Source organism: Candidatus Nitrosocosmicus sp. R (genome assembly GCF_054408505.1).
On record NZ_CP167090.1, the window covers coordinates 1,521,398 to 1,543,625 of the forward strand.

The 22,228-nt window shown below is 35.1% G+C and carries 23 protein-coding genes; 9 read left to right on the forward strand and 14 right to left on the reverse strand.

Translation table 11 applies throughout. The features are described 5' to 3' along the window. Nucleotides 1-2 precede the first annotated feature (2 nt). The 10 genes from AAGU22_RS07875 to AAGU22_RS07920 form a co-directional block, all read right to left on the reverse strand. On the reverse strand, nt 3-2,024 hold the full coding sequence (locus AAGU22_RS07875; RefSeq protein WP_458721637.1) for a V-type ATP synthase subunit I: 2,022 nt from the start codon (nt 2,022-2,024) through the stop codon (nt 3-5). Nucleotides 2,025-2,039: 15 nt separating this feature from the next. Further along, entirely contained in the window at nt 2,040-2,375 is a 336-nt protein-coding gene (locus tag AAGU22_RS07880; RefSeq protein ID WP_458721638.1) for a hypothetical protein, read from the reverse strand. Nucleotides 2,376-2,526: 151 nt separating this feature from the next. Beyond that, nucleotides 2,527-3,192, reverse strand: a complete 666-nt coding sequence (locus AAGU22_RS07885; RefSeq protein ID WP_458721639.1) for a V-type ATP synthase subunit D — start codon at nt 3,190-3,192, stop codon at nt 2,527-2,529. Between the two features lie 6 nt (nt 3,193-3,198). After that, the gene (locus tag AAGU22_RS07890; protein WP_458721640.1) at nt 3,199-4,605 is read right to left on the reverse strand and encodes a V-type ATP synthase subunit B; all 1,407 of its coding nucleotides are present in this window, start codon (nt 4,603-4,605) and stop codon (nt 3,199-3,201) included. Beyond that, the gene (locus AAGU22_RS07895; RefSeq protein WP_458721641.1) at nt 4,606-6,372 is read right to left on the reverse strand and encodes a V-type ATP synthase subunit A; all 1,767 of its coding nucleotides are present in this window, start codon (nt 6,370-6,372) and stop codon (nt 4,606-4,608) included. Between the two features lie 18 nt (nt 6,373-6,390). Continuing rightward, nucleotides 6,391-6,735: a V-type ATP synthase subunit F gene (locus AAGU22_RS07900; RefSeq protein ID WP_458721642.1), complete on the reverse strand. Its 345-nt coding sequence runs from the start codon at nt 6,733-6,735 to the stop codon at nt 6,391-6,393. 8 nt (nt 6,736-6,743) lie between these two features. After that, entirely contained in the window at nt 6,744-7,142 is a 399-nt protein-coding gene (locus AAGU22_RS07905; protein ID WP_458721643.1) for a V-type ATPase subunit, read from the reverse strand. Between the two features lie 10 nt (nt 7,143-7,152). Continuing rightward, nucleotides 7,153-7,812: a V-type ATPase subunit gene (locus tag AAGU22_RS07910; protein WP_458721644.1), complete on the reverse strand. Its 660-nt coding sequence runs from the start codon at nt 7,810-7,812 to the stop codon at nt 7,153-7,155. A gap of 4 nt (nt 7,813-7,816) precedes the next feature. Further along, a complete protein-coding gene (locus AAGU22_RS07915; protein ID WP_458721645.1) occupies nt 7,817-8,377 on the reverse strand; it encodes a V-type ATP synthase subunit E in 561 nt (186 codons plus the stop codon). A 15-nt stretch (nt 8,378-8,392) separates the two neighbouring features. Next, the gene (locus AAGU22_RS07920) at nt 8,393-8,734 is read right to left on the reverse strand and encodes a hypothetical protein (RefSeq protein WP_196816114.1); all 342 of its coding nucleotides are present in this window, start codon (nt 8,732-8,734) and stop codon (nt 8,393-8,395) included. Between the two features lie 527 nt (nt 8,735-9,261). Between AAGU22_RS07920 and AAGU22_RS07925 the strand changes: the two genes are divergently transcribed. After that, nucleotides 9,262-10,179 carry a methyltransferase domain-containing protein gene (locus AAGU22_RS07925; protein ID WP_458721646.1) on the forward strand — a complete coding sequence of 306 codons (918 nt, stop codon included), beginning with the start codon at nt 9,262-9,264 and terminating at the stop codon, nt 10,177-10,179. Between the two features lie 294 nt (nt 10,180-10,473). After that, nucleotides 10,474-11,418, forward strand: coding sequence for an ABC transporter ATP-binding protein (locus AAGU22_RS07930; RefSeq protein WP_458721647.1), 945 nt, complete (start codon nt 10,474-10,476; stop codon nt 11,416-11,418). A gap of 15 nt (nt 11,419-11,433) precedes the next feature. Here AAGU22_RS07930 and AAGU22_RS07935 read toward each other — a convergent pair whose 3' ends face one another. After that, nucleotides 11,434-12,228: an ABC transporter permease gene (locus AAGU22_RS07935; protein ID WP_458721648.1), complete on the reverse strand. Its 795-nt coding sequence runs from the start codon at nt 12,226-12,228 to the stop codon at nt 11,434-11,436. 277 nt (nt 12,229-12,505) lie between these two features. On the opposite strand from AAGU22_RS07935, the gene AAGU22_RS07940 reads away from it, so the two are divergent. The 5 genes from AAGU22_RS07940 (at nt 12,506) to AAGU22_RS07960 (ending at nt 15,493) form a co-directional block, all read left to right on the forward strand. Beyond that, nucleotides 12,506-13,138, forward strand: a complete 633-nt coding sequence (locus tag AAGU22_RS07940) for a hypothetical protein (RefSeq protein ID WP_458721649.1) — start codon at nt 12,506-12,508, stop codon at nt 13,136-13,138. 325 nt (nt 13,139-13,463) lie between these two features. Beyond that, a complete protein-coding gene (locus tag AAGU22_RS07945) occupies nt 13,464-13,859 on the forward strand; it encodes a DnaJ domain-containing protein (protein ID WP_458721650.1) in 396 nt (131 codons plus the stop codon). 932 nt (nt 13,860-14,791) lie between these two features. Next, complete coding sequence (locus AAGU22_RS07950; protein WP_458721651.1) at nt 14,792-14,926, forward strand: hypothetical protein; 135 nt, start codon at nt 14,792-14,794, stop codon at nt 14,924-14,926. 14 nt (nt 14,927-14,940) lie between these two features. Beyond that, nucleotides 14,941-15,198, forward strand: a complete 258-nt coding sequence (locus AAGU22_RS07955; RefSeq protein WP_458721652.1) for a hypothetical protein — start codon at nt 14,941-14,943, stop codon at nt 15,196-15,198. Between the two features lie 136 nt (nt 15,199-15,334). After that, nucleotides 15,335-15,493 carry a hypothetical protein gene (locus AAGU22_RS07960; protein ID WP_458721653.1) on the forward strand — a complete coding sequence of 53 codons (159 nt, stop codon included), beginning with the start codon at nt 15,335-15,337 and terminating at the stop codon, nt 15,491-15,493. Nucleotides 15,494-15,876: 383 nt separating this feature from the next. On the opposite strand, the gene asnB is transcribed toward AAGU22_RS07960, so the two are convergent. Next, nucleotides 15,877-17,580, reverse strand: a complete 1,704-nt coding sequence (gene asnB / locus AAGU22_RS07965; protein ID WP_458721654.1) for an asparagine synthase (glutamine-hydrolyzing) — start codon at nt 17,578-17,580, stop codon at nt 15,877-15,879. 86 nt (nt 17,581-17,666) lie between these two features. Further along, a complete protein-coding gene (locus AAGU22_RS07970; protein WP_458721655.1) occupies nt 17,667-18,314 on the reverse strand; it encodes an HAD family hydrolase in 648 nt (215 codons plus the stop codon). 103 nt (nt 18,315-18,417) lie between these two features. On the opposite strand from AAGU22_RS07970, the gene mpgS reads away from it, so the two are divergent. Both mpgS and AAGU22_RS07980 read left to right on the forward strand, forming a co-directional pair. After that, on the forward strand, nt 18,418-19,620 hold the full coding sequence (gene mpgS / locus AAGU22_RS07975) for a mannosyl-3-phosphoglycerate synthase (RefSeq protein ID WP_458721656.1): 1,203 nt from the start codon (nt 18,418-18,420) through the stop codon (nt 19,618-19,620). 521 nt (nt 19,621-20,141) lie between these two features. After that, nucleotides 20,142-20,813, forward strand: a complete 672-nt coding sequence (locus AAGU22_RS07980) for a hypothetical protein (RefSeq protein WP_458721657.1) — start codon at nt 20,142-20,144, stop codon at nt 20,811-20,813. 277 nt (nt 20,814-21,090) lie between these two features. On the opposite strand, the gene AAGU22_RS07985 is transcribed toward AAGU22_RS07980, so the two are convergent. After that, nucleotides 21,091-22,011, reverse strand: a complete 921-nt coding sequence (locus AAGU22_RS07985) for a cache domain-containing protein (protein WP_458721658.1) — start codon at nt 22,009-22,011, stop codon at nt 21,091-21,093. Nucleotides 22,012-22,228 lie beyond the last annotated feature (217 nt).

Below are 22,228 nucleotides of genomic sequence, written 5' to 3' on the forward strand. Positions count from 1 at the left end.
AATTATTTCTGTATTTGGGTGGAATATTGATTATGGGTATATCTACGTCTAAATCCAAAAGGCTTAAACGGCTTTCCGTTTCCGTGATAGAATTTTGAGAAAAATTCCACATACAGCAACCTAACTCCCTGAATGCCCGGTTCAAATACACCTAATATGATATTGAACAAATGTCCTACTACCAGGATTATGATTCCTATTATCAACCATATTATTCCATTATCAGAGACCCTGATGAATACATGATCTATTACGTCAGCCAAGATGATCGAAGCCATCATTATGCCGATAAGCCTAGTAAAAGACAATATGTGGCTTATTATTGATGGTAATTCCATCATGGCTCTAGTTCCTTCGCCATAAAACATTAGCCCAATACCGCCAAATATCAGTGCAAAATACACCGCTCCTTGTACACTGGCAGTAGGATTGATGTTTTCATGGCCTATTAACGCTAAACCAATTAACGCAACACCCCATCCAAACATCAGCCAACCGACTTTTCCAATTGCATGTCTCTTATTTCCGTGATTAATGTTATTTATGATACCAAGAATGAATCCAAAAGAGACCATACCCAATCCGATGTATCCGCTTAAAAGCAATAATTTGCGTAGTCCCCATGTTGATAAAGCATCAAATATAGTGCCATCTTCTGGCAAGTGAAAACCGCCAATACTATTAAGGAAATCAAATAAATATTGATTCAAATGGAACCCGAAATAAAGGTTAAAGCAGAAGCCTAGCACAATTGCTACTATACACCCAGGAGTAATAGCCTTCGCAATTTTGACCATTTGAACGGGTTTCAGGATTGTCAAACCGAATTTCCTAATAGGTTTAGGCATAATAGTAAAGCCTTTATGTCCTCCCTCAATTCGCCAGATTACCCATCTTGAAACTAATAGAATCACAATTGCGTAACCTACGTCAGCAAACATCATCCCGTAAAAAACTGGAAAGACAAGAGCAAACACAAGTGTAGGATCAAATTCATTGCCCGATGGCAGGGAGTAAAATCTTATGAAGGATTCGTACACCTTTGTGCGCTTTGGGTTATTCTGCAGAGTAGGCGGAACTTCATTTGTTTTTAATACAAACATTACGGTTCCTTTGCTGTGCTTCTCAATCGTAGCCTTCGTCTCGTCAATCAAAGATTGGGGAATCCAACCTTCTAAAGTAAAAGTGTCATGGGTGACCCCTATATTATCGATTACTTCCAGTTTTTTATTTTCAATATCTAGTTGTTCCTCTAATCCTTTTAGCAAAGAATAATTCGTTTGAGAAATTGCCAATAATTGATTGTCTATTCCTTCTAATTTCTTTTCGAGAGCCTCAAGATCATGTTTTAGATTTTCTATAACTTCACTAGGTTTACCTTTTAATGGGGGAACAGCTTCCATGTGAACGTTATAAATATTAATAATTGATGCCAATGCATTTGAGGGATAATGGGGTAAAACAACCAAAACAAATTCAGTAATTTTTTCACCCTCTTTTGAATATAATATTATATCCTGGTTATTAGATTCAAGTTTTTTCTTAAATTCAGAATATTTTTCACTAGCAATACGCCCGAAGAACGAACGGGCAGATTTGAGATGTAAGACATCTAAATCGGCTGGAAAAAATGAAAATTCTCCTATTAATTTGATATTATTTTGTGCATTTCTTATCTCAGTTAGTATATTTTCTTTATCTCTTTCAAGTGTGGCTACATCATTATCAATATCAAGACGTAATAACGCATTTTCCATTTCATTTATGGATGGAAATCTAATCTTTTCCCCTAAGGATGTGGGAGGAAGTGTACTGAGCAATCCTCTTATTCGAATTAATTGATCACCAATATGTCTGTGAGATTCACTTTCCTTCTCAGGCCTCAAGTAAGCCGATATTTCTTTGGAAATTTGTTCAATTTGAATAACACTCATTTCCTGCAAAATTGATACAACCTGCTGTCTATATTTTTTCAAACCCAAGACAGCTATCTTTGACATAGCTTCTGGTCTTAATAAAGTCAAGGCAAAGGCTCCATATTACTTAATTCCTGATAGTAAAATTTCCATTATTTCTTTCATCATTGTTTGATAGTAATGAAAAGAAATGTTCTTTGCCTTGGTTTCGGCCTCAGAAATAGTTTTTTGTGCTTCTGCGTTTGCTTTCATTCTAGCCTTTTCTATGCTAGATTCAACCAGCAATCTTCCTTCATTTTCAGCATTTGCAATAGTATCTTCCAGATCGGCTTCAATAGTTTTGATCTGATTTTGCACCTCTACTTTACGCTCGTCTATTTCCTTTTGGACTTTATCTTCAATCAGCTTAATTTGTTCTAATGATTTAATATATTGTTCCTGATCTTGAATATTTGACATTTTCTAGTTTACTCCAATTAAATATCGGATAATAAATACCAACAAAATAACTGTTGCAATAACATTTCCAATTTTTATTGCCCTAGTAATTCGATAAAATTTTCTCTGTTTATCATTTGAAAAACCTCTAAAATCATTCCCATTCATATCTTTATACATTTAACTCTGGTTCAACCTCTCTCAATTCTTGCATCTCTCTTTCACCCATCTTTCTTTTTACTGTTTTTAACATTATAAATGTGTCACGCTCTATTTCTTCTAATCTAAACGTAATAAATTTCACGGCATCCATCAATCTTGGAATAAAAACGTTCTCTATGGCATTTGATTTCCGTTTTGTCCTCTCTATTTCATAAAGGAGTTTCCTTAATGCAGTTTCTTTTTCTGCAACATCCAAGACAATTTTATGAACTCTATTGAAGGAACTGATTGCTTCATTAATGGAAGTAGGTAATTCCAACAAATATTCCTCATATACCCTATTTTGACCACCTTCAAGTCTAGGAATATGAACACCCATTATACTTTTGGATTTCACATATAGTTTGCCCATCATAGGTAACTTCATTGACTCATTTTCTAATCTCATAGACCCAGCCAAAATTTCCGCCATCCTTATTGACTCGTATCCCTTGATGAGCTCGGTTTGTAAATTTTCTCGTAAAGCTGCAGCAGTTTTACTTGTATTAAAAAATTCCAATATAAGCGCTTGACGTTTTAATTTTAACAATTTAAGCCCCTTTCTTGCTATTAGAATCCTACGTTTTGTGCGTATGTACTCTAATCTTGTGGGCCTAATATCTGCAATAGAGGGCATTTCCTTCTATTGCTCCTCTTCTTCTTCTTCTAGAGTTATGGATTTTTTCCTATATTTTGCAATAAACTCTGGCTTTATACGCTTCATTTCAGATTCTGGAAGATCAGACAATAGTTCCCAACCAATAGAGAGGGTTTGCTCAATGGATCTATTTTCATCGATACCTTGATTAACGAACTTTCTCTCAAAATTATTTGCAATTGCCAGGAATTTTCTATCTATCTCACTTAATGCCTCTTCTCCTACAATTGCAGAGAGGGCTCGAGCATCCTTACCCTGAGCATATGCCGCATACAACTGATCGGCAAGATTTCTGTGATCTTCTCGAGTTCTTCCACTTCCTATTCCCTGGTTCATCAACCTGGATAAGCTGGTAAGAACATCCACTGGAGGTTGTATATTTAATCTATGCAGCTCTCTGCTCATAACTATTTGGCCCTCCGTGATGTACCCAGTCAAGTCAGGGATCGGATGAGTAATATCATCAGCGGGCATAGCCAAAATCGGAATTTGGGTCACTGAACCCTTTCTTCCTTTTATTTTTCCGGCCCTTTCATAGATTGAAGCAAGATCGGTATACATGTACCCTGGGTATCCCCTTCGACCAGGGACTTCTTCTCTGGCCGCGGATATTTCCCTTAAAGCTTCGCAATAGTTAGTCATATCAGTCAAGATTACAAGTACATGCATTTCCCGTTCGTAGGCAAGAAATTCAGCGGTAGTCAAGGCCAATCGAGGTGTGAGAATACGCTCCATAGATGGATCAGAGGACAAATTAAGGAATAATACACTCCTTCCCAATGCGCCACTTTCCTCAAATTGCTTTACAAAGAAATTGGACTCCTCACTTGTGATACCTATTGCAGCAAATACAACAGAGAAAGATTCTGAAGAACCAAGAACTTTGGCTTGTCTAGCTATTTGAGAGGCCAAAAGATTATGAGGCAAGCCGGCACCTGAGAAAATTGGGAGCTTTTGACCTCGTACTAGAGTGTTCATACCGTCAATGTTAGACATGCCGGTTTGAATGAATTCAGATGGTTCTTCTCTAGAATAAGGATTAATTCCTGATCCCACAAGATCATATCTTTCCTTAGATATAATTTTTGGACCATTATCTCTAGGGTTACCCAACCCATCAAAAGTCCTTCCTAACATTTCATCAGAAACAGAAATCATAGCAGTTTCCCCTGTAAATCTAGTAGATGTATTATCAGTTCCAAGTCCATAAGTTTGGCCAAATACTTGGACAACTGCAAGTCCTTCCTTTGTATCTAACACTTGTCCCAAACGTCTCTCTCCGTTGGCTAATTTTATCTCAACCATTTCACCATAAGCAGCATCTTTGACTCCCTCAACGAAGATCAAAGGTCCAGCTATCTTTGAAAGGTTCTTATATGCTATCTTAGACATTTAACGAGAAGCCTCCATCAACAATTCTTTAAACTGGTTCTTCATATTTATCTTGATTTCTTCTACTTGTTGTTCAACCCCGTCTTCCTTGGTCCATTTGATCATAGACAAGTCTTTTCGTGTTCCAATAGAACTTATTTTCGTGGACGTTACGCCTTTCTTAATAGCATCTGCTTCTAATTGGCCAAATTCCAATATGGTTGACAACATCAAAAACTGCTTTTTTATCGATGTATACGTGTCAACCTCATCGTACGCACTTTGTTGCAGATAATCTTCTCTAATAGAACGAGCTGTATCTAAAATACCTTTTTCAGGTTCAGGGAGGGCATCATATCCTATCAGTTGAACGATTTCCTGCAACTCTGATTCTCGTTGCAAAATACCTAGAGCTTCTTTCCTCAAAGTGGTCCATTGGGGTGAAATATTATTCTTGTACCATTCATCCATATCGTCGGCGTATAATGAGTAGCTTGTTAACCAATTTATAGATGGAAAGTGCCTCCTTGACGCCAAATTAGCGTCTAATCCCCAAAACACACGTGTAACTCTTAGAGTATTTTGGGATACAGGTTCAGAAAAATCTCCACCTGGCGGTGAAACTGCACCAACTAAGGTTAAAGATCCCACTCTTTTTTCTGGGGAAATAACAACTGCCTTTCCGCCTCTTTCATAAAATTCAGCCAGACGCCTACCAAGGTAAGCTGGATATCCCTCCTCGCCTGGCATTTCCTCAAGTCTACCTGAAATCTCTCTCAATGCTTCAGCCCATCTAGATGTACTGTCTGCCATCAAAGCAACATCGTATCCCATGTCTCGATAATATTCCCCCATGGTTATCCCAGTGTAGATACTAGCCTCCCGTGCAGCCACCGGCATGTTAGAAGTATTAGCAACCAAAATTGTTCTTTCCATTAGAGGCCTCTTTGATTTTGGGTCTTCGAGTTCAGGGAAGGTAGTAAGTATTTCAGTCATTTCATTCCCTCTTTCTCCGCAACCAATGTAAACAATAACGCTACTGTCAGCCCATTTGGCAAGTTGCTGTTGTGTGACCGTTTTTCCGCTCCCGAATGGTCCTGGAATGGCAGCTGTCCCCCCCTTAGCAACAGGGAAGAAAGTATCTAAGACCCGTTGTCCTGTAATCAATGGTGATTCGGGTGGCAGCTTTCTAAAAACTGGTCTAGGAGTTCTAACCATCCACCAGCTAGACAATCCCACATCTGATTTCCCGTTTGGTGTTTTTATTTCAGCCACATTTTCGTTCACAGTATATTTACCCTCACTTATTTCAGATAATTTGCCGTTAATTCCAAAAGGCACCATTATTTTATGATTAATTAATGGTGTTTCTTGGACCTCACCTATTATTTCTCCCTCTTGGACTTCCTCATTCTTGTTTTTCCTTGGGATGAATTCCCATTTAATGTGTTGATCTAACGCAGGAATTGTAACACCTCTTCCTATGAAATCTCCACTCTTTTCCCTTAAAATATCTAGAGGGCGTTGAATCCCGTCATAAATAGACTTTAGTAATCCTGGTCCTAATTGCATGGACAAAGCTCTTTTAGTATTGATTACTTTTTCGCCTGGCCTAATTCCTGTAGTATCTTCATAAACCTGGATAGTCGCCTTATTTCCTTCCAAACGAATAATCTCTCCTAATAATCCTAAATCTCCAATGCGTACAACATGATACATCTCTGCATCTTCTACATCAGTAGCCACAACTACTGACCCTGAAATACGTGACACAATTGAATTTGACATATTTCCCTACTTTCCCTTTTATTTTCCCGTTTTAATACTTATCCCAAGCACTCGTTTTGCCAGAGCCGCAATGGATTCCTCATGAATAGTGCCCTGCAACGCAGGCATAAAAATAACCAATGGATCTATCGATGATTCAATTTTTGATCTCGTCAGTTGAGAAAGTGATTCCTGTACGAATTGGCTTGCTATTATTAGATTATATTTGTGAGAGGCAAATAGATTTTCCATTTTTTTTGCGGCTTCATTTTTGTCATTAACTGTAAATGTATCTTCAACACCCAACAACCTATACCCCATAACGATTTCTCTTTCTCCTATTACTGCAATAGCTTTAATATTTTCTTTTTTCTTGCTTGACATTTTTTATTTTACTCCAAAACCAATAAAGAGTTAATGCGTTCTGGGGTCAAATTATATCGCTTACCATATGCAATCCTTTTGATATTGTCCCATTCAAATTCAGCAGTTATTATAAAGTAAAAAATTGTGCCAATTGACAATGCAATATTCTTTAATTTTCTTACATAATGTTTGTTTATGTATTTATCCATTGCAACTTCAAAATCAATAAGGTTATGTGATTTCAAATAATTATCTAAAAGATCATCAAATTTTATATGCTCATTAATCCTGTTTACAAAATCTTCGACGCTGTTTGATGAAAAGATTTCCAATAATTTTTCAATCGGAACTTTTCCAGCTTCGATGAGATGTTTTTTGACTATATCTCTATCTAAATTCGAATCCTTCCCCTTAAGTAAGGTCAATATATTCTTCTTATCTATTTGAGTACGAAACAGAATCTCTTGTTAATCCCTCATCACCTTGGAAAAATTTGATACTTTCCAGCAGGTTTATGTAATAAAATGACAAAAGTTCAGTCATCATAGGGCTAATATCAGATGTCTTTTGGTATGTATCTAGATTTTGAATCAATATAGTCCCATACTTGTACTTTACTAATTGATTAACAACGCCTTCTACCGTTGGCTGAGATAATATGATTTTCATCTCGTCATGTGGAATATTACCTGCAGTGATTCCAGCCGGAAAATTACGACTGGATACTAAGAATGGTTCTGTTTCTGTGATTGTGCGCCCTATGACTTTGGATGATAGAATGAGTTCAATGTTATGTATATCCCACTTTGAGAAATAGGCCCGGATAGCTTGCTTCCCACTAAAAGGAGTAGATTCAAGCGCAATCTTATTTACTTCCACTAAATGTCGATTAATTGCAACTTCCAACAGTTCGGGTGGGGAGTAAAGAGCAGCGGCCCTGTCAATTTCAGGTCCATACCATGTTGATTCCAGCATCCTTGCAACCTCTGCAACATCCTCTGCCTTTACTAGACTCTGAATAAAATCAAATGATAGGAAATTGGTTGAAATTGCCTGCAACCTTCCAAAAGAAGAGGAGTACGGTGATGTAGTCATTTTATCAAATCATTTTTTCATAAAGAAAGTTCTTAATTTCGTCTTCATGATTTTCAAATAGCTCTTCAAAAGTAAGATCTATTTCCCTACTCTCTGATTTGTCTACGGCTATAAACCCTCCCATGGTAGATATGCTTGATCCTATAGTAACCTTCTTCTCCTTCAAATAAGGAACGTCAGATTCCCTACATCTTATGATAATGTCATCACCTAGGTATCTTTTTGCATATAGTACCATGTCCTCTAATGTTTTTTTGTAATCGGCCTTTTTGGTATTATTCTTTAACTCCTGTTTTATGGAGGCCAATGCAGTATTCATAGTCAAATTAATTGCATCAAATAGAATTTTTTTTGCATCCAATCGTGCACTTTCAGTGATTCTCGCAAATTCTCTCTTAGCTTTGTTATCAGATTCACTATCATATTTTTCTTTTATTTCTGTTAGTCTTTCGTTTTTTATTTGTGCAACTCTATCTTTTTTTTCATCCAATAAAGAATTAAGGATAGCTAATTCTTTCCTTTTTCTATCCTGTATTTCTTCTTCAAACGTATTGAGGGCAGACATTTGATTTATCTTAACCTATAGTATTCCTAGTAAAAGGATAATACCAAGGACGAAACCAATGATCCATAGAGTTTCAGGGATTACGAAGAAGAATAAAACCTGACCAAATTTTTCAGGTTTTTCTGCAATTATACCCATACCGGCTGCGCCGATTCCTTGTTGGGCATTTCCAGTTCCTATTAATCCTCCTGCTATAGCTATTGCAGCAGCGATAGCTACTAAGGATTTATTTAAGCCGGCATCTCCAGTCGTGTTTTCCTGTGCAAAGGCTTGTGGTGTCAAGAGCGTAAAAGCCAACAATGCAGCGCCTGCGATTACAGGTATCATAAACAACTTTGAATAACGAGATTGTTTCATTAATAATTAAAGACCTGCGGTGGCATATTAATAGGTTTTTTTAAAATAATCCAAAATTCTTTGAGTTTTATTAGATTATGTAATTATGCATACAAAATTTCTAAAATTTGTGAATTTAATGGTTCTAATATTTAGATAGAAATGAGATCAAAATGTAAGGAAAAGTAAAATTAGACTAAATTGATCTCATTTGCCAGAAAATACCAATATTCTTGTTAAAATCTTTCAGCGAAGCAATTTCCTGACATGAATATCGGCTGAAATTAAAATGCCAATCCCACGAGGATATTTGCACTGTAGGTCACAAATCAATAGATTTGGAAAAGTCCTTATTGAGATTTTCAGGTATTAAACTGAGTTACGCCAAGACGTCTCTATTTAACCCAGACTCGGTGAAAAATAATCAATCTTAGTTTGAAACAAATTATCCTCGGCTTTTAGAGTCAGACACAATATTAATACATAAATTGATTTATACAAAATAATCTTTTATTAAAGAACTTGACTTTATGGTTTATGGAACGATCTTGTTAAGAAGTATCCTAGGGCTAATCATCCTATCAATTCTTAGACGTAATGAACATGACATTGTGAATGTATATGATACGTTCTCAAATCTGATGAGCATTGCTACTGGAGGGAGGCTACTAAATTTTGGATATTGGACAAAAGATATAACAAGCCCCCTCCAAGCACAGATACTACTTACAAAACTATTTGGAATTTACGGATCTTTTGATACCGCTCAAACATTATTAGATGTAGGAAGTGGTTTTTCCATTCCAGCCCTACATTGGATTCATAGTTATCCTAACCTCAAAATTTATTGCCTAAACATTAGTTTAAGACAACTAAAAAGTGCAAATTCTGATATAGGCAGAATTCAACATTCGAAAGATGATAAGATAAATCTATCCTCGACTGGAAATATTGACACTAGAATATTTCACATTAATTCTACTTCAACATCAATGCCGATCAGAAATGAAAGTGTAGACAGGATCGCTGCTTTTGAATCAGCGCAGCATTTTAAGCCGATCGCCAAATTTATACATGAATCAAAACGCATCCTGAAGAATTCAGGGCAGCTCATAATGGCCATGCCGGTCATAACCAATAAATCGGATCTAATACCATTTTCCAAAAGTTATAACCTCGGAATACTTGCAGTAACTTGGGCCTCTGAACATTATAGTGTTAGCATGGTGGAATCTTTGTTGCATAAGGATAACTTTGAATTATCAAATGTAGAGTATATTGGAGGAAAGATCTACGGACCTTTGGCCGACTTTTATATCCAAAATCGTGATAGATTAAAATCTGAAATAACCAAGGAATACCCCAAATTACTCGAAATAATTCTATATAAATCCATGATAAAGATGAAGATAGAGTCTGATAGAAATTTCATTAATTATGTTTTAATAAAGGCCACAAAGAGATAAAGGATTTCAGTAATATTATTGTAATTAACAAATTGACATTTGATTAGAGAAAAATCGGATTGAAAAAAACAAAATTATCTTTCTAGAATTGATTAATAGAAGCCAGTAGTTGGCAAATACCCATGAGATAAAAGTGCTATATAAAGACAAGGTAAGCCAAGACTAAATTGAAATGGCATCTTGATATCACATTTCGCCCTTAGTAGTCAATAGCAATAACCAGACGCTTATGTTAAATTCCCAGCAAGAATAACTACAAATAAACTTGGAAGTAATATCAAATAGAAGTTAATTTTGGCTCATTCAAGATCTGATTCATGTATCTCTGTTTCACAGTTAAAAAAAAAATACGGTGACAAGACCGCGCTCGATGGGCTATCTTTTGAGGTTAATTACGGGAAGGTCTTTGGATTCCTCGGTCCAAATGGTGCGGGTAAAAGTACAACTATAAACATCCTCACAACTCTACTATTACCATCATCTGGTAATGTAGAGATTTTTGGCTTGGATGTTAACAAATCTTCCTCAACAATCAGGAAGAGAATAGGAGTGGTATCTCAACAGCCAAGCTCTGAGGCAAACCTAACCGTGGAAAGGGCTATGGACCTGTATGGATTAATGTGGGGAATAGGACGAACGAAGAGGAAAGAAAAAATTACTGAAATAATAACTTCATTTGATCTACAAGAAATTAGAAATGTTAAAAATGACGAATTATCAATTGGCCAAAAAAGACGAGTACAAGTTGCTAGAGAATTCATTCATGAAATGGATCTATTGTTTCTCGACGAACCTACGGTTGGGTTGGACCCTACAGCTCGTCGAGTGTTACTAGATTATATAAAGAGCCAAGTGAAATCAGGACTTACCGTATTTTTTACCACTCACATTATGGAGGAGGCAGAATATTTGTGTGACGATATAGCTATCATTAATAGAGGCAAAATAGTCGCCTTTGATACCCCTTTAGGTCTGAAAAAAAAATATGGTAAAGAAAACATAATCCAAATCCAGATAAAAGAAAAGATTTCTGAGATAATTTTGAAACTGGCAGGCACTGTCTCACCCAATTCTCAAATAATTAGAGATGGGGAAAACAGCTTGAAAATAACTTCAATCGATCCCCAAAACACTTTAACAAAACTAATTGAAACCTTTACTTTAAAAGGGATAAAAATAATTAATGTATCGATCAGTTCGCCTTCGTTGGAAGATGTGTTTTTGACAATGGTAAAATAAAGAGGATGTTATTGGCTAGACCTTAATCCTCAACATAGAAACTGCAGCAACAGAGAAAGCAATTATTGCTAGAATAGTAATTATGATTACTTCAAGGAGTACAAAGTCTGATACTTGAGCGTAGACTCCGGCACGGGTTATGTCGACTATATAGGTCAACGGATTCATGTAGAAAGCTGTTTTCAGGGGTTCAGGAATGCCCTCTGCCGGGTAAAAGGTCGTACTAGCAAAAGCGAAAAAAAGGAAAATGCCGTTGCTTATCACATTAAATCCTTCACTACTCTTCAACCTTGTTGAAATTATGACTGTAAATGATCCAAAAAAGATCGCGCCTATAATAATGGCATACAGGGCATACGGTATGCTCCATAAAGTAGGGTGAGCACTCCCAAGTACAGTAGGAAGTCCAATTATCAAGATTAATACTGCACTTGTCAACCCCATTAGCATGATCGTTACCAAATTACTAAATATGTATTGGACCTTGGTAAATGGCATTACCAATATCTGTTGAAACATACCATTCCTCTTATCGGTCCAAATAATACTTCCAGCTACTGTACTACTATTCATTACATTGAACCCAATCATACCGACAGCTAAAAATGACGGATAACTAACCAATATTTCTCCCACTCGTATCCCTTGATTTCCCAGCAACGCAGAATAAGCATATCCAGATATGAAAATATAAAAAATTGGAAATATAATCTGCCAGATTAGGAAGACTTTATCAATAGATGCGATTAAATTTCTATAGGTTAATACGAGAATTTCAGTGATCATCATCAATAGACCGGGGTGTTTCATTTATAATCCTAATTCAAGGTTAAATCCAAACCAGGTAGAGTATTGAAAAATAATGATAAGTCATTAGTTTAATTCTTTTGAACATATATTGATGATTGCTGATCGAGATTTTTCATGTTTTCTAGCCCCAAAAACCATAAAACATTTGCAATACTTAAAGGTGAATATAAGGTTAAAAAAATAAATCATACTCAATTTATTCCCCAAAGGAATAAATTGAATTTCGTCATTGAGAGTAAAATCATTATTTAAATAACCTCTAATTTTATTTTAGACTATGTCTACATCGACACAAAATGAATCACCAAAAGATATTGCAATCCCTGAAAACAAAGATGAACAAAAACAGTTAACAAATTTAAAACAATCTAAATTTACAGAGTTATCAAGTTGGCTTCAAAGTTGGGGGTATAAGGTCGTAGACAAATCTGATAATGTTAATATCGAAGGGATAGAATTTCAAGCAGAGATAACACCACAAGTTCCATACTCCTCCGGATTAAGTACCCCTTTTTATTTAGAATTTCAGGACGACTTAAGCGATGGATTAATCTTAAGAACAACATTTGAACTCGACAAGAACATAGAAATACATTTAAACACCCAATCCAGGGCAAGAGAAATTGAACTAACCTATATTGAAATTAGTCAAATGATACTACCTATGAAGGTTTCTATTATAAGGGATCATCCTTTTATTAAATTATACAAGGTGGTTTTTACCAATGGGCTAGATAAACAATATTTTCTGGATTGCGTAACTGATTTGATGAATTCGATGTCGTTAATAATCGGCAAGTGGGATGAAAAGTATTACAGTGTTCCTCCTAAGGAAACCCAAAAGAAAACCCAAAAGAAAAATGGGGAAAAAATTGATGACTTAGAATTAGAGGAAATCCTGAATGGCTGAAATGTCAACAACCTCAATCTCCGTGTTATTTAGATAATTCCAAATTTGGAGTTCATATTTTGTTAAATAGTCCTTCCATTTGAAGCTATCCAACTTATGATTAGTTGAAAATGGATAGATGAGTATTTTGAAAATCAGGGCACCACTCATGTATTTATTTCTCCATGGAACCTAACAACAAGTTTTAATTATTATGTGGCTATCCGTGGAAGCCAACGAATGGTGTTGGGTGTCAGTTAGAATTTATTTATAGACCTGATTGCGTTAAATAACAAGTTTAATAAATAATGGTACAGAGATAATTCTAATAAGCTGATTTGGAAAAATGGATCATTATGAAATATTAGGGATTGCTAGTAACGCTTCATCAAGAGAAATAACGTTTGCTTATAGAAGGTTAGCTTTGCAATACCATCCAGATCGAAATAAAACTCCTCTTGCAAATGATATGATGTTAAGGATTAACACTTCATATAGTATACTTTCCGACCCAAACAAGAGAAGAGAATATGATGCGTCTAGAAATAGAACTGAAATTCAATACGCAAAGAACGACTCCAAAGATAAAAAGGATATTTTCAATGAATCAAATGCTAAAAAAAATGAAAAAGAACCATTTAACTCGTTTGGAAGAAAATACATCAAATATGGGCTTATTGCACTATTAACCCTAAAATTTATACTTTTAGAGCTAAGAAAATTGATGCGACGAATAATCTGAAGTTAATGACACGATATCAAAAGTTTATGCTTTGGCCCTAGATAGGATAGTCGAGAAGTGGGTATATTTTGCATGAAGGTCTAATTAAAGCTCAGGTTGACTCTCGCTTTAGACGGTCAACAATATAGTTTACAATCTTTATCAGCGTTTATCAGAACCCTTACTTATTTTCAAACCAATTTATTGACTTGATAAGATATTAACGCGTCTACGATCATATCTCATGTACTCACCAACGATACTAGATCTCGTGCATAATTAGTCCAAACATCTTTATGAAAAGATGTGTGAAAATATCGCAATTTCTAAATTATTTTAAAAAGATACAAGAAGAAAAATCAAACGATATTTGTATTGCAGATGAGGTTGAAAATGTTGTTGACCGTTTATTTACTTATAAATGTGAGCTGGTATAGATATATTAAGGAAAATTAATTGAGAATGTGTCTCAAGTGACACAGGTTAATCTTTCTCGAAATACAAAATTTTCCTGCTACCGATAATAAAATTCAATCCAATAACCAGATTGTGACTATACTAGATAATATATTAACCAAGTAATATAAAAGATAAAAGATAAAAGATAAAAGGGAATCTGCATTAGTTGCAGGGTTTTTATAATATTAAAAATTAAATCGATGTTTTATAATTATTTGACCAATATTTAACACGGCTCATAATGTTGCTGGTTTTTATTAAAAATCCTAATTATCTTACAACATTAATTATTAGATCTTACATAGTTAGCCAAACGACTTTGTATCCTCTATCTTTTAGATAAGCCTCTGTCATTCCTTTCGTCCTTTCTTTACTATCGTAGGTGTGGAAGGTTATCTACAAAACCATTACTTCCTTTTCAAATCGTTCACTGGTCTTTTAATCAAACAGTTTGATGACATCTATCAAACGATGGAATCAAAATACCAAACATTATGAACGTCTTCTGTCTCGGTGAAAAGATAGAGAAAGAGAGGAAGAAAAAAAGAGGAGGAGCAGGAGGAAGACAGTATAAGCCAGACATAAAAAACTGGTTTGTCATGATTTTGGTTTACTTTAACTATACGTAACCTATACCTTGACCTTGACCTTGACCGGATACCTGTTTGATTTAGACCAGAGTAACGTATGTAGAGACATTCAAAAGATTGATGGCTTGATAAGACAGTACCCATTCTTCAAAAACTATCAGATGACCAAAAGATTGAACAGACCAGAGGAAGAAGTTGAGCAGTACTTTCCAGGCTTTATGGCTTTTAGACTGTACAGAGCGAGAAATACCAAGACCCAAGGACAGGATGAGAAGAAAAATACACTACTCGGGCAAGAAGAAAAAACATGAAGTAAAGAATCTATACACAAAGTAAACGAACTCGGTCTTAATCTACAAATCAAAACATAAGCAGGTAGGTAGGTAGGGAAGTAGGTAGGTAGGTAGGAGACCTGATTACAAAATATACAAGAAGAATCATCCTGTTATGCCAAAAGATGTTATCAATGCATTTGATCTAGGAATCCTGGGCTGGGAGTACAAAAAGACTATCCAAAATAAAAGTTCCTCTTTACCGACAAAAAAGAAAGAAAAGAATCTAAAGGATCTAACGGAAGAGGAAAAGGAATACAACAAAGATCTCTAAAATAAGGATAATAGTTGAAGATGCCAGCTGCAGGATAAAAAAGTACAGGATGATAAATGATGTGTTTAGGAATAGATTAAGAAAGTACGATAAGACATAGGACATAGTATCTGGACTGATAAACTATGGGATGATGTATTCGTTAGGCTGGTTGGATGATATTGGATAGGAGACGGAACTAGCCATTTCTAATTACGCAAGAGATTGACTATCTCTTAGATTGGGATAAAATATCACCTTCAGTTTTCGATTAGTAAACTGTTTTTAAGTTACATAGTGGAAAAATATTTTTAGAATTTATAAAATCAAAGTGCGCTCAATTATTTAATTTGCTTAGTCGTAAATATTACAAAATGTTGTTTATTGAGCAATTAAAAAGAGGTTTATTGTTTAGATATAGTGGGTAAAATATTAGTTGCAATATCCTCCAAGTACATCTGTATATGGGGTTCTATATTCCAGATTTTCTCACTCTCAAACAAATGCCCGTAACGTTGAGAACTCCCCATCAATTCCCTTTTCCCTAATTTATCTAAGTAGCTACTCTTGACACTAGTCTCGCTGAATCCATTCTTCCTAGCGAGAGAATCCAAGACATTGTGGATCCCTGAGCCATGTTGAGCCGCCTCTTTAATCCTATAAGCAATTTCCTTCGGAATCCCCAATTTTTCAGCTAGTCTACGATGAACTCTTTTTCCAAAATTGTCATATGTATCAGTACCCCCATTTTGGATATTTAATCTCGGGTCGATTCTCAATACAGTATCAATTAGCTGGGGATCAAGAAACGGTTCTCGCAATTCTACGCTCTGTGACATAGTTATCTTATCTTCCCTTTCAAGTGTTTCCTTGTATAATAACTTCACATCCTTAATCATATACTCTAATATCTTGTCGTATCCATATTTTTGTACAATCTTAGAATACCATGAATAGCCACCAAAAATCTCATCGGCGCCCTGACCTGTAAGCATGACCCTTATTCCTTGCTCACGTGCTAGTTTTACTGCAGCATAAATTGGGATTGCAACCTCAACTTGACCCATATTATCATCTTCAATCACATTTATGATCTCAGGTATCATTTTTTCAACGTCATTTTCGGACAATTGATTAATCTCCAAATGAAGATCCAGTTTTTCTGCTATATCTATAGAATTTGTAATATCATTTGAATTCTTAATTCCAGATGTATAACAAATGACATCAGGAACCATTTGTTTTGCCAAGTATGCAACGATAACACTATCAATTCCACCAGAAAAGACAATACCTATTCGGCTGAAATCCCTTACCCGTTTTTCAACAGATTGGATTAGAGCGTCATTGTAGGCATCCAGAGCAGAATCAATATCTTTATAGGTTATTGGATATTTAGTCCGAATTGACTTACTGGTATTGACCGTTATAGGGTGCAAAGATGTATCATAAGTATGCTCGTTTCCTGTTTTAGAAATAGCCAATGCATATCCCGGTAATAGCCTTTCTATCTTGCTAAACATATTGATATTCCATAAGGCTTTCTTTTCTGATCCAAATGCGATAAATCGGTCATTTTCACCATAATAAATTTGCCTTACCCCGATACCATCTCTCACTAAGATGATATTTCCAGTTGATTGTTCTCGTATGGCTAAAACATAAATTCCGTCAAGTTGAAAAACAGTCCTTTTTACTGCCTCTAACAAATTACCTTTTGTTTTCTCATAATGATCCTCTATCAGATGTATGACAACTTCACTGTCAGTAGAGGTGGTAAATTTATGACGGCCTTCAAGACTTTTCCTCAGTTCTCTATAATTATAAATCTCCCCATTGTGTTCCAAAACCAGTTTTTTGTCACAGCTTATAAAAGGCTGTGAACCACATGACCCACCAACTATTGCTAATCGAGAGTGTCCGAGTACGTTGTATGCATTGGCCTGTGAAAAAAATAATTTATCAAATGTATTTGAGTATACTATCTCATCTTCGGTAGCCAATCCAACTCCGTCAGGTCCTCTATTTTTCATGCATGTTAACATTTTTTCAATTAACGGTGCTACATTCTCTCCTTTCTTACTTAATATTCCTACAATCCCACACATTTTAAAAAATTCCTAAACAATTACTATTGTATAACAAGATATAATAATAACCTCAATACTCAAATTTAAGTATTACACTTTATATACTACATATAATTTAGCACTTCAATAAGATCAGGGTTGTGAATAATGTTTTTACTTTGTTTGATGATATCTTGGTCTTTTGGCATAAAAACAATGCCCAAGCCAGCTTGCTTTATCATGCATATATCTCCCCTCGTGTCCCCGATGGCAATTGTATCTCTAATTTGAACACCATACTTTGTAGCATAATGATTCAAGTGAAATTGTTTGCAAATGGATATGTTACACGGACATCCAATTTTCTCCCACCCAAGAGGCATGACAATTTCACCGGTGATAATCCCGTCTTTAACAACTAATTCATTGGCCGAACAAAAATCCAAATCAAGTTTATTCGCAACAACTTGAGCCGCAATGCTGTAACTATCGGTTATAATGCCTGTCTTATACCCATTTTTCCTAAACCATGTCACAATTTTATCTGCGTTGTGCATTATTGGGATAGAATTAATTGAATCAACCATCTCACTTTCTTTGATACCCTTGAGAAGGGAGGCTATTAATCGGGTTTTCTGATACCCCAAAAGGGAGGGGTCAGATTGAATTGAACTTACTTTTTCGGTTAACTTAAATTTTCTAGAAATTACTTCTATTAATCTTCCTTGAATCAAAGTGCCATCCATGTCGAATGCTACAAGTTTTGGTTTCACAGTCATAGTCGGTAATAGATAATATAATGAGAAGGGTATTATTATGTGCTCACCCATAAGTTTTGTGGAATAGGTATTATTATAAGCTAAATTATAATTATGTATGAAACTTGATTTCCCCCCTAGATTTTCTGAGAGGATAGGAGCTATTAGTCTCCACGCGGTGCAGAAAATTTATGAATTGGATTCAGGAAAGTCTCCCGAGTTTCACGGTGGACATAGGACTATCCGTGCCTTTGACCATGATGAGCTTTCCAGCATCTTTAGAGACCTCGCGATTGTCATTCCAATAAAAAATGAAAGATTAAGGTTAATAGAAGGGGTTTTGAGTGGCATTCCTAATGAATGCATGGTTGTTATTGTATCGAATAGTCAGATTTCCCCTGTAAATAGATTTTCAATGGAGGTTGAAATGATCAAGCAATATTCTCAATTTGCAGATAAGAAAATAATAATAATTCATCAAGGTGATCCGGATCTTGCAAAGATATTTGAGGAAGTAAAATATACATCGATTTTAGACTCAAAAAAACAGATTCGCGATGGAAAAGCTGAAGGTATGATAGTAGGCATTTTAATGGCTAAGATGCATAATAAAAAGTATGTCGGCTTTATAGATAGTGACAATTATTTTCCAGGAGCGGTAAATGAATATTGTAAGATATATGCCGTCGGATTTGGGATGGCATCTACCCCTTACAGCAATATCAGGATTTCGTGGCTATACAAACCAAAAATAAGGAATAACATATTGAAATTCCCTAAATGGGGACGAACATCAGAAGTGACTAATAAGTATTTGAACGCATTGTTATCTTATATTACCGGATTTGAAACTGATATTATAAAGACTGGAAATTCAGGGGAGCATGCCCTATCGATGTCACTAGCAGAAAATTTGAATTATTCAAGTGGCTACTCTATTGAACCATATGAATTTATTAATATATTAGAAAAATTTGGGGGATTGCTTCCTACAGATTCACACGATATCGTTGAAAAAGGTGTAGAGATATTTCAGATAGAAACTAGGAACCCACATTTTCACGAAGAGAAAGGTAAGGATCATTTGACTGAAATGCTTCAGGCATCGCTACTATCAATTAGTAATAGTAAAGTTTGTAATATGGAACTCGCAAAAGAAATAAAAGAACATTTACTCAGATTAGAAACTTTATATAAAAAAGATAAGAGCGGTAAGACGGATGCAAAAAAATATTTCATTATGGATCCGATAAAAATAATTCCTATTGATAAATTCGGGGAATTGGTAAAAAAGAATGTAAAGACATTCCACAAAATTTAGAATAGAAATTTTGGATATCCTATTATAACCTTGCTATACTACGATAATCATAAATTCAATGACGGTTCCTCTAGTTTAACATTTTTGTTAAAAAACCTAAAGACTAACCAGTGTGTCAATAGAATTTAGTGTCACTTATCCTTCTAGTACGCAATTTTATAAGAAACATTACTCATATTTCATATGACTAGATGAGATTAGTAAGCCAGTTGTTTTAAAAAAAATAAATTCCATCGAAAATTGTAGTTATTTTTGAAGATATCCCCTCGTGCGTGGGTATGAGGAAATGACAAAATGTTATCATATGATACAGATTAATCATCAAGTTAAAATTTGGTTTTTAGGCCAAGTAGAAATTCGGATTTGATCAATTTCCATTAGTGCCACCTGTTTGCAGGAGGTTAGTATGACATTCAAAATGATTTTAGTTTAGCTTGACTGTCTCTAAACATACAAGAATGAATTTTCCTTTCCTCTTCATTTCGAAACTAAAATGGTCTTAATGATGAAGTAAGATTTGAATGAAAGATAAAGGAAAGATTATTTTGGTATCCCGATTATCGACTTCAGGAGTAAGAAAGGGTCTGAGAAATTTACAATTTGTCATAGTGCCTGGAATAGTAATAGGCATAATTGGTGGAATTCTACTTTTTTTTGCCGCATATAATTATTATCCTCAGAAGAATGTGAATATCAATTTAAACGGCAAATGCTATGAATTTTTGGATGAGGCTTTTCAAAAGTACCAAGATTTAGTATCTAACAGAGAAAGGGAATTGTTAAAGTTGCAGATAGCGTCCCTAGAGGGGTCAAATTCATTTGTTCCTATTATATTCAGTGGTTCAAGTGATGACGTAGACTATATAATAGACAAATTTGACATCAAAGTAACAGAAATACAGACATTAGGTGACCAGAACACACAAGTCGATAAGATGATCATAAAGGGTGTAATCAACAATACGATTCTTGAACAAATATTGGATAATATTTCTGATAATTTTACTGATACTGCTGCGAACTCGATGCCCAAAATTGGCATCTTACCCAATAGCGGAATTACAGTGTCCGAGAGTGCAAAAATTAGCGATAATATGGATCAATTTATGATTAACGGGCTAAAGAAAATTATATCTGAGAAAAATGGGGTAAAGGAAACAGAATGCAGAAGTACAATAATCTATAATGATTGATGAATTCCAAAATGCAAATTCCTGCGTTTATTCTTTCAACCATGAATAAAACCCAACTCTCTCTAATACAATAGAGTATATGAGATTACAAGATTTGTCAATATTTCGGAAATTAAGACGCGGGCCATTTTACTTTTTTTATGTAAATGAAAATGCTGTGTGTTACAGGTCAACATGTCAGTGATTGGAAAAGATCCATTAGAATGCCCTCCCTTACTTATTCAAGAAAATTTGATGTAATGAATCTTGGATTTATTCAGATATGCAAAAAAAAGATCTATGAATCATTCATGGTTATTAAAACTACATGCCAATTGGAGTCCTTTATTTTAATAGACTTCCAAAACATCAACTTCTGATCATCCAAATTATCTTTGAGAAATACGGGTCTAGGTTCATTTGCGAATTCATTAATTAGATTAAAATGATCAAATGTCTCAAGTTTTACCTGATAGGTCATATTACTAACTGAACTCAACGATAATGTATTATCAAGGCTACTAGAATAATATGGTCCACTCTTTGTTTTATTGGTATTTAAAAGTTCAGACCCATTATGATCGATCAGGATGAACCGATTTTCATTGTTTAGAGGCAGACCCTCCAACAAATCTACTAAAGATTTCAAATTTATTATCCCGACCCAGTATCCACTCAGAGAGCTTGAACCGGTTTGGATATTTGAATCGCTCTTCTGAGAGTAAACTGGGACCGCAACTGCTATTGCAGGAGCATTTATAGAAGCAGACAAGAAAATTGAACTCATGCAGGTTTGATCATTTTTGACAACTCCTTTATACCATTCTCGATCAGCAAAATTAATTCTTGGAAGCTGCTCTTGATCCCTATATGGTTCTCCCATATAGATATCTCCATTTGGTAGCACAAAGAAAATGCTTGCAATATCTTTGTTTCGTTGGAGGATATCTTTAGCTAGATTTCTTTTGTTCAAGTCTAAAGTAGAATGAATACCGTTATGATCACTGCTAACATTCTTTATAAATGGCACATTCTTAAGTGACTCATCTCTGCTTGAAATTTCAAGAGTTTCAACGGTATTAGATATTTTGTCGTGTATCAAATCGGCAAACAGGATAAGCATTGTAAACTTATCAGTTAGGTTTACTGGTAGTCTTTGAAAATAATTTGAAAGTTGGGTGCTGTTATCAAATTCTAGAGCGTTAATAGGATTGGCCATAAAAGAGGAAAGGTAGATGGCAGTGATAAACGTCGTAATGATAAAAAATATGGTCTAACGATGAGAGTTAGAAGAGGAATTTGTTGAGTCATTTGCTACAATCAGTGAGGACAATGTCAAAGTTGATATTATTTGTTATGTTCGAATTTTAAGAAATTTTAAAAGATTTTGTAACCTTTCATGAAATGTTGTGATAATGGCATAATCAACTGATTTC

Excerpts from the sequence above, each read along its gene's own strand:
- AAGU22_RS07880 (WP_458721638.1), bottom strand. The coding sequence starts at position 2,375 with ATGTCAAATATTCAAGATCAGGAACAATATATTAAATCATTAGAACAA.
- AAGU22_RS07885 (WP_458721639.1), bottom strand. The coding sequence starts at position 3,192 with ATGCCCTCTATTGCAGATATTAGGCCCACAAGATTAGAGTACATACGC.
- AAGU22_RS07890 (WP_458721640.1), bottom strand. The coding sequence starts at position 4,605 with ATGTCTAAGATAGCATATAAGAACCTTTCAAAGATAGCTGGACCTTTG.
- AAGU22_RS07895 (WP_458721641.1), bottom strand. The coding sequence starts at position 6,372 with ATGTCAAATTCAATTGTGTCACGTATTTCAGGGTCAGTAGTTGTGGCT.
- AAGU22_RS07900 (WP_458721642.1), bottom strand. The coding sequence starts at position 6,735 with ATGTCAAGCAAGAAAAAAGAAAATATTAAAGCTATTGCAGTAATAGGA.
- AAGU22_RS07910 (WP_458721644.1), bottom strand. The coding sequence starts at position 7,812 with ATGACTACATCACCGTACTCCTCTTCTTTTGGAAGGTTGCAGGCAATT.
- AAGU22_RS07915 (WP_458721645.1), bottom strand. The coding sequence starts at position 8,377 with ATGTCTGCCCTCAATACGTTTGAAGAAGAAATACAGGATAGAAAAAGG.
- AAGU22_RS07920 (WP_196816114.1), bottom strand. The coding sequence starts at position 8,734 with ATGAAACAATCTCGTTATTCAAAGTTGTTTATGATACCTGTAATCGCA.
- AAGU22_RS07935 (WP_458721648.1), bottom strand. The coding sequence starts at position 12,228 with ATGAAACACCCCGGTCTATTGATGATGATCACTGAAATTCTCGTATTA.
- AAGU22_RS07940 (WP_458721649.1), top strand. The coding sequence starts at position 12,506 with ATGTCTACATCGACACAAAATGAATCACCAAAAGATATTGCAATCCCT.
- AAGU22_RS07945 (WP_458721650.1), top strand. The coding sequence starts at position 13,464 with ATGGATCATTATGAAATATTAGGGATTGCTAGTAACGCTTCATCAAGA.
- AAGU22_RS07950 (WP_458721651.1), top strand. The coding sequence starts at position 14,792 with ATGAACGTCTTCTGTCTCGGTGAAAAGATAGAGAAAGAGAGGAAGAAA.
- AAGU22_RS07960 (WP_458721653.1), top strand. The coding sequence starts at position 15,335 with ATGCCAAAAGATGTTATCAATGCATTTGATCTAGGAATCCTGGGCTGG.
- asnB (WP_458721654.1), bottom strand. The coding sequence starts at position 17,580 with ATGTGTGGGATTGTAGGAATATTAAGTAAGAAAGGAGAGAATGTAGCA.
- mpgS (WP_458721656.1), top strand. The coding sequence starts at position 18,418 with ATGAAACTTGATTTCCCCCCTAGATTTTCTGAGAGGATAGGAGCTATT.
- AAGU22_RS07980 (WP_458721657.1), top strand. The coding sequence starts at position 20,142 with ATGAAAGATAAAGGAAAGATTATTTTGGTATCCCGATTATCGACTTCA.
- AAGU22_RS07985 (WP_458721658.1), bottom strand. The coding sequence starts at position 22,011 with ATGGCCAATCCTATTAACGCTCTAGAATTTGATAACAGCACCCAACTT.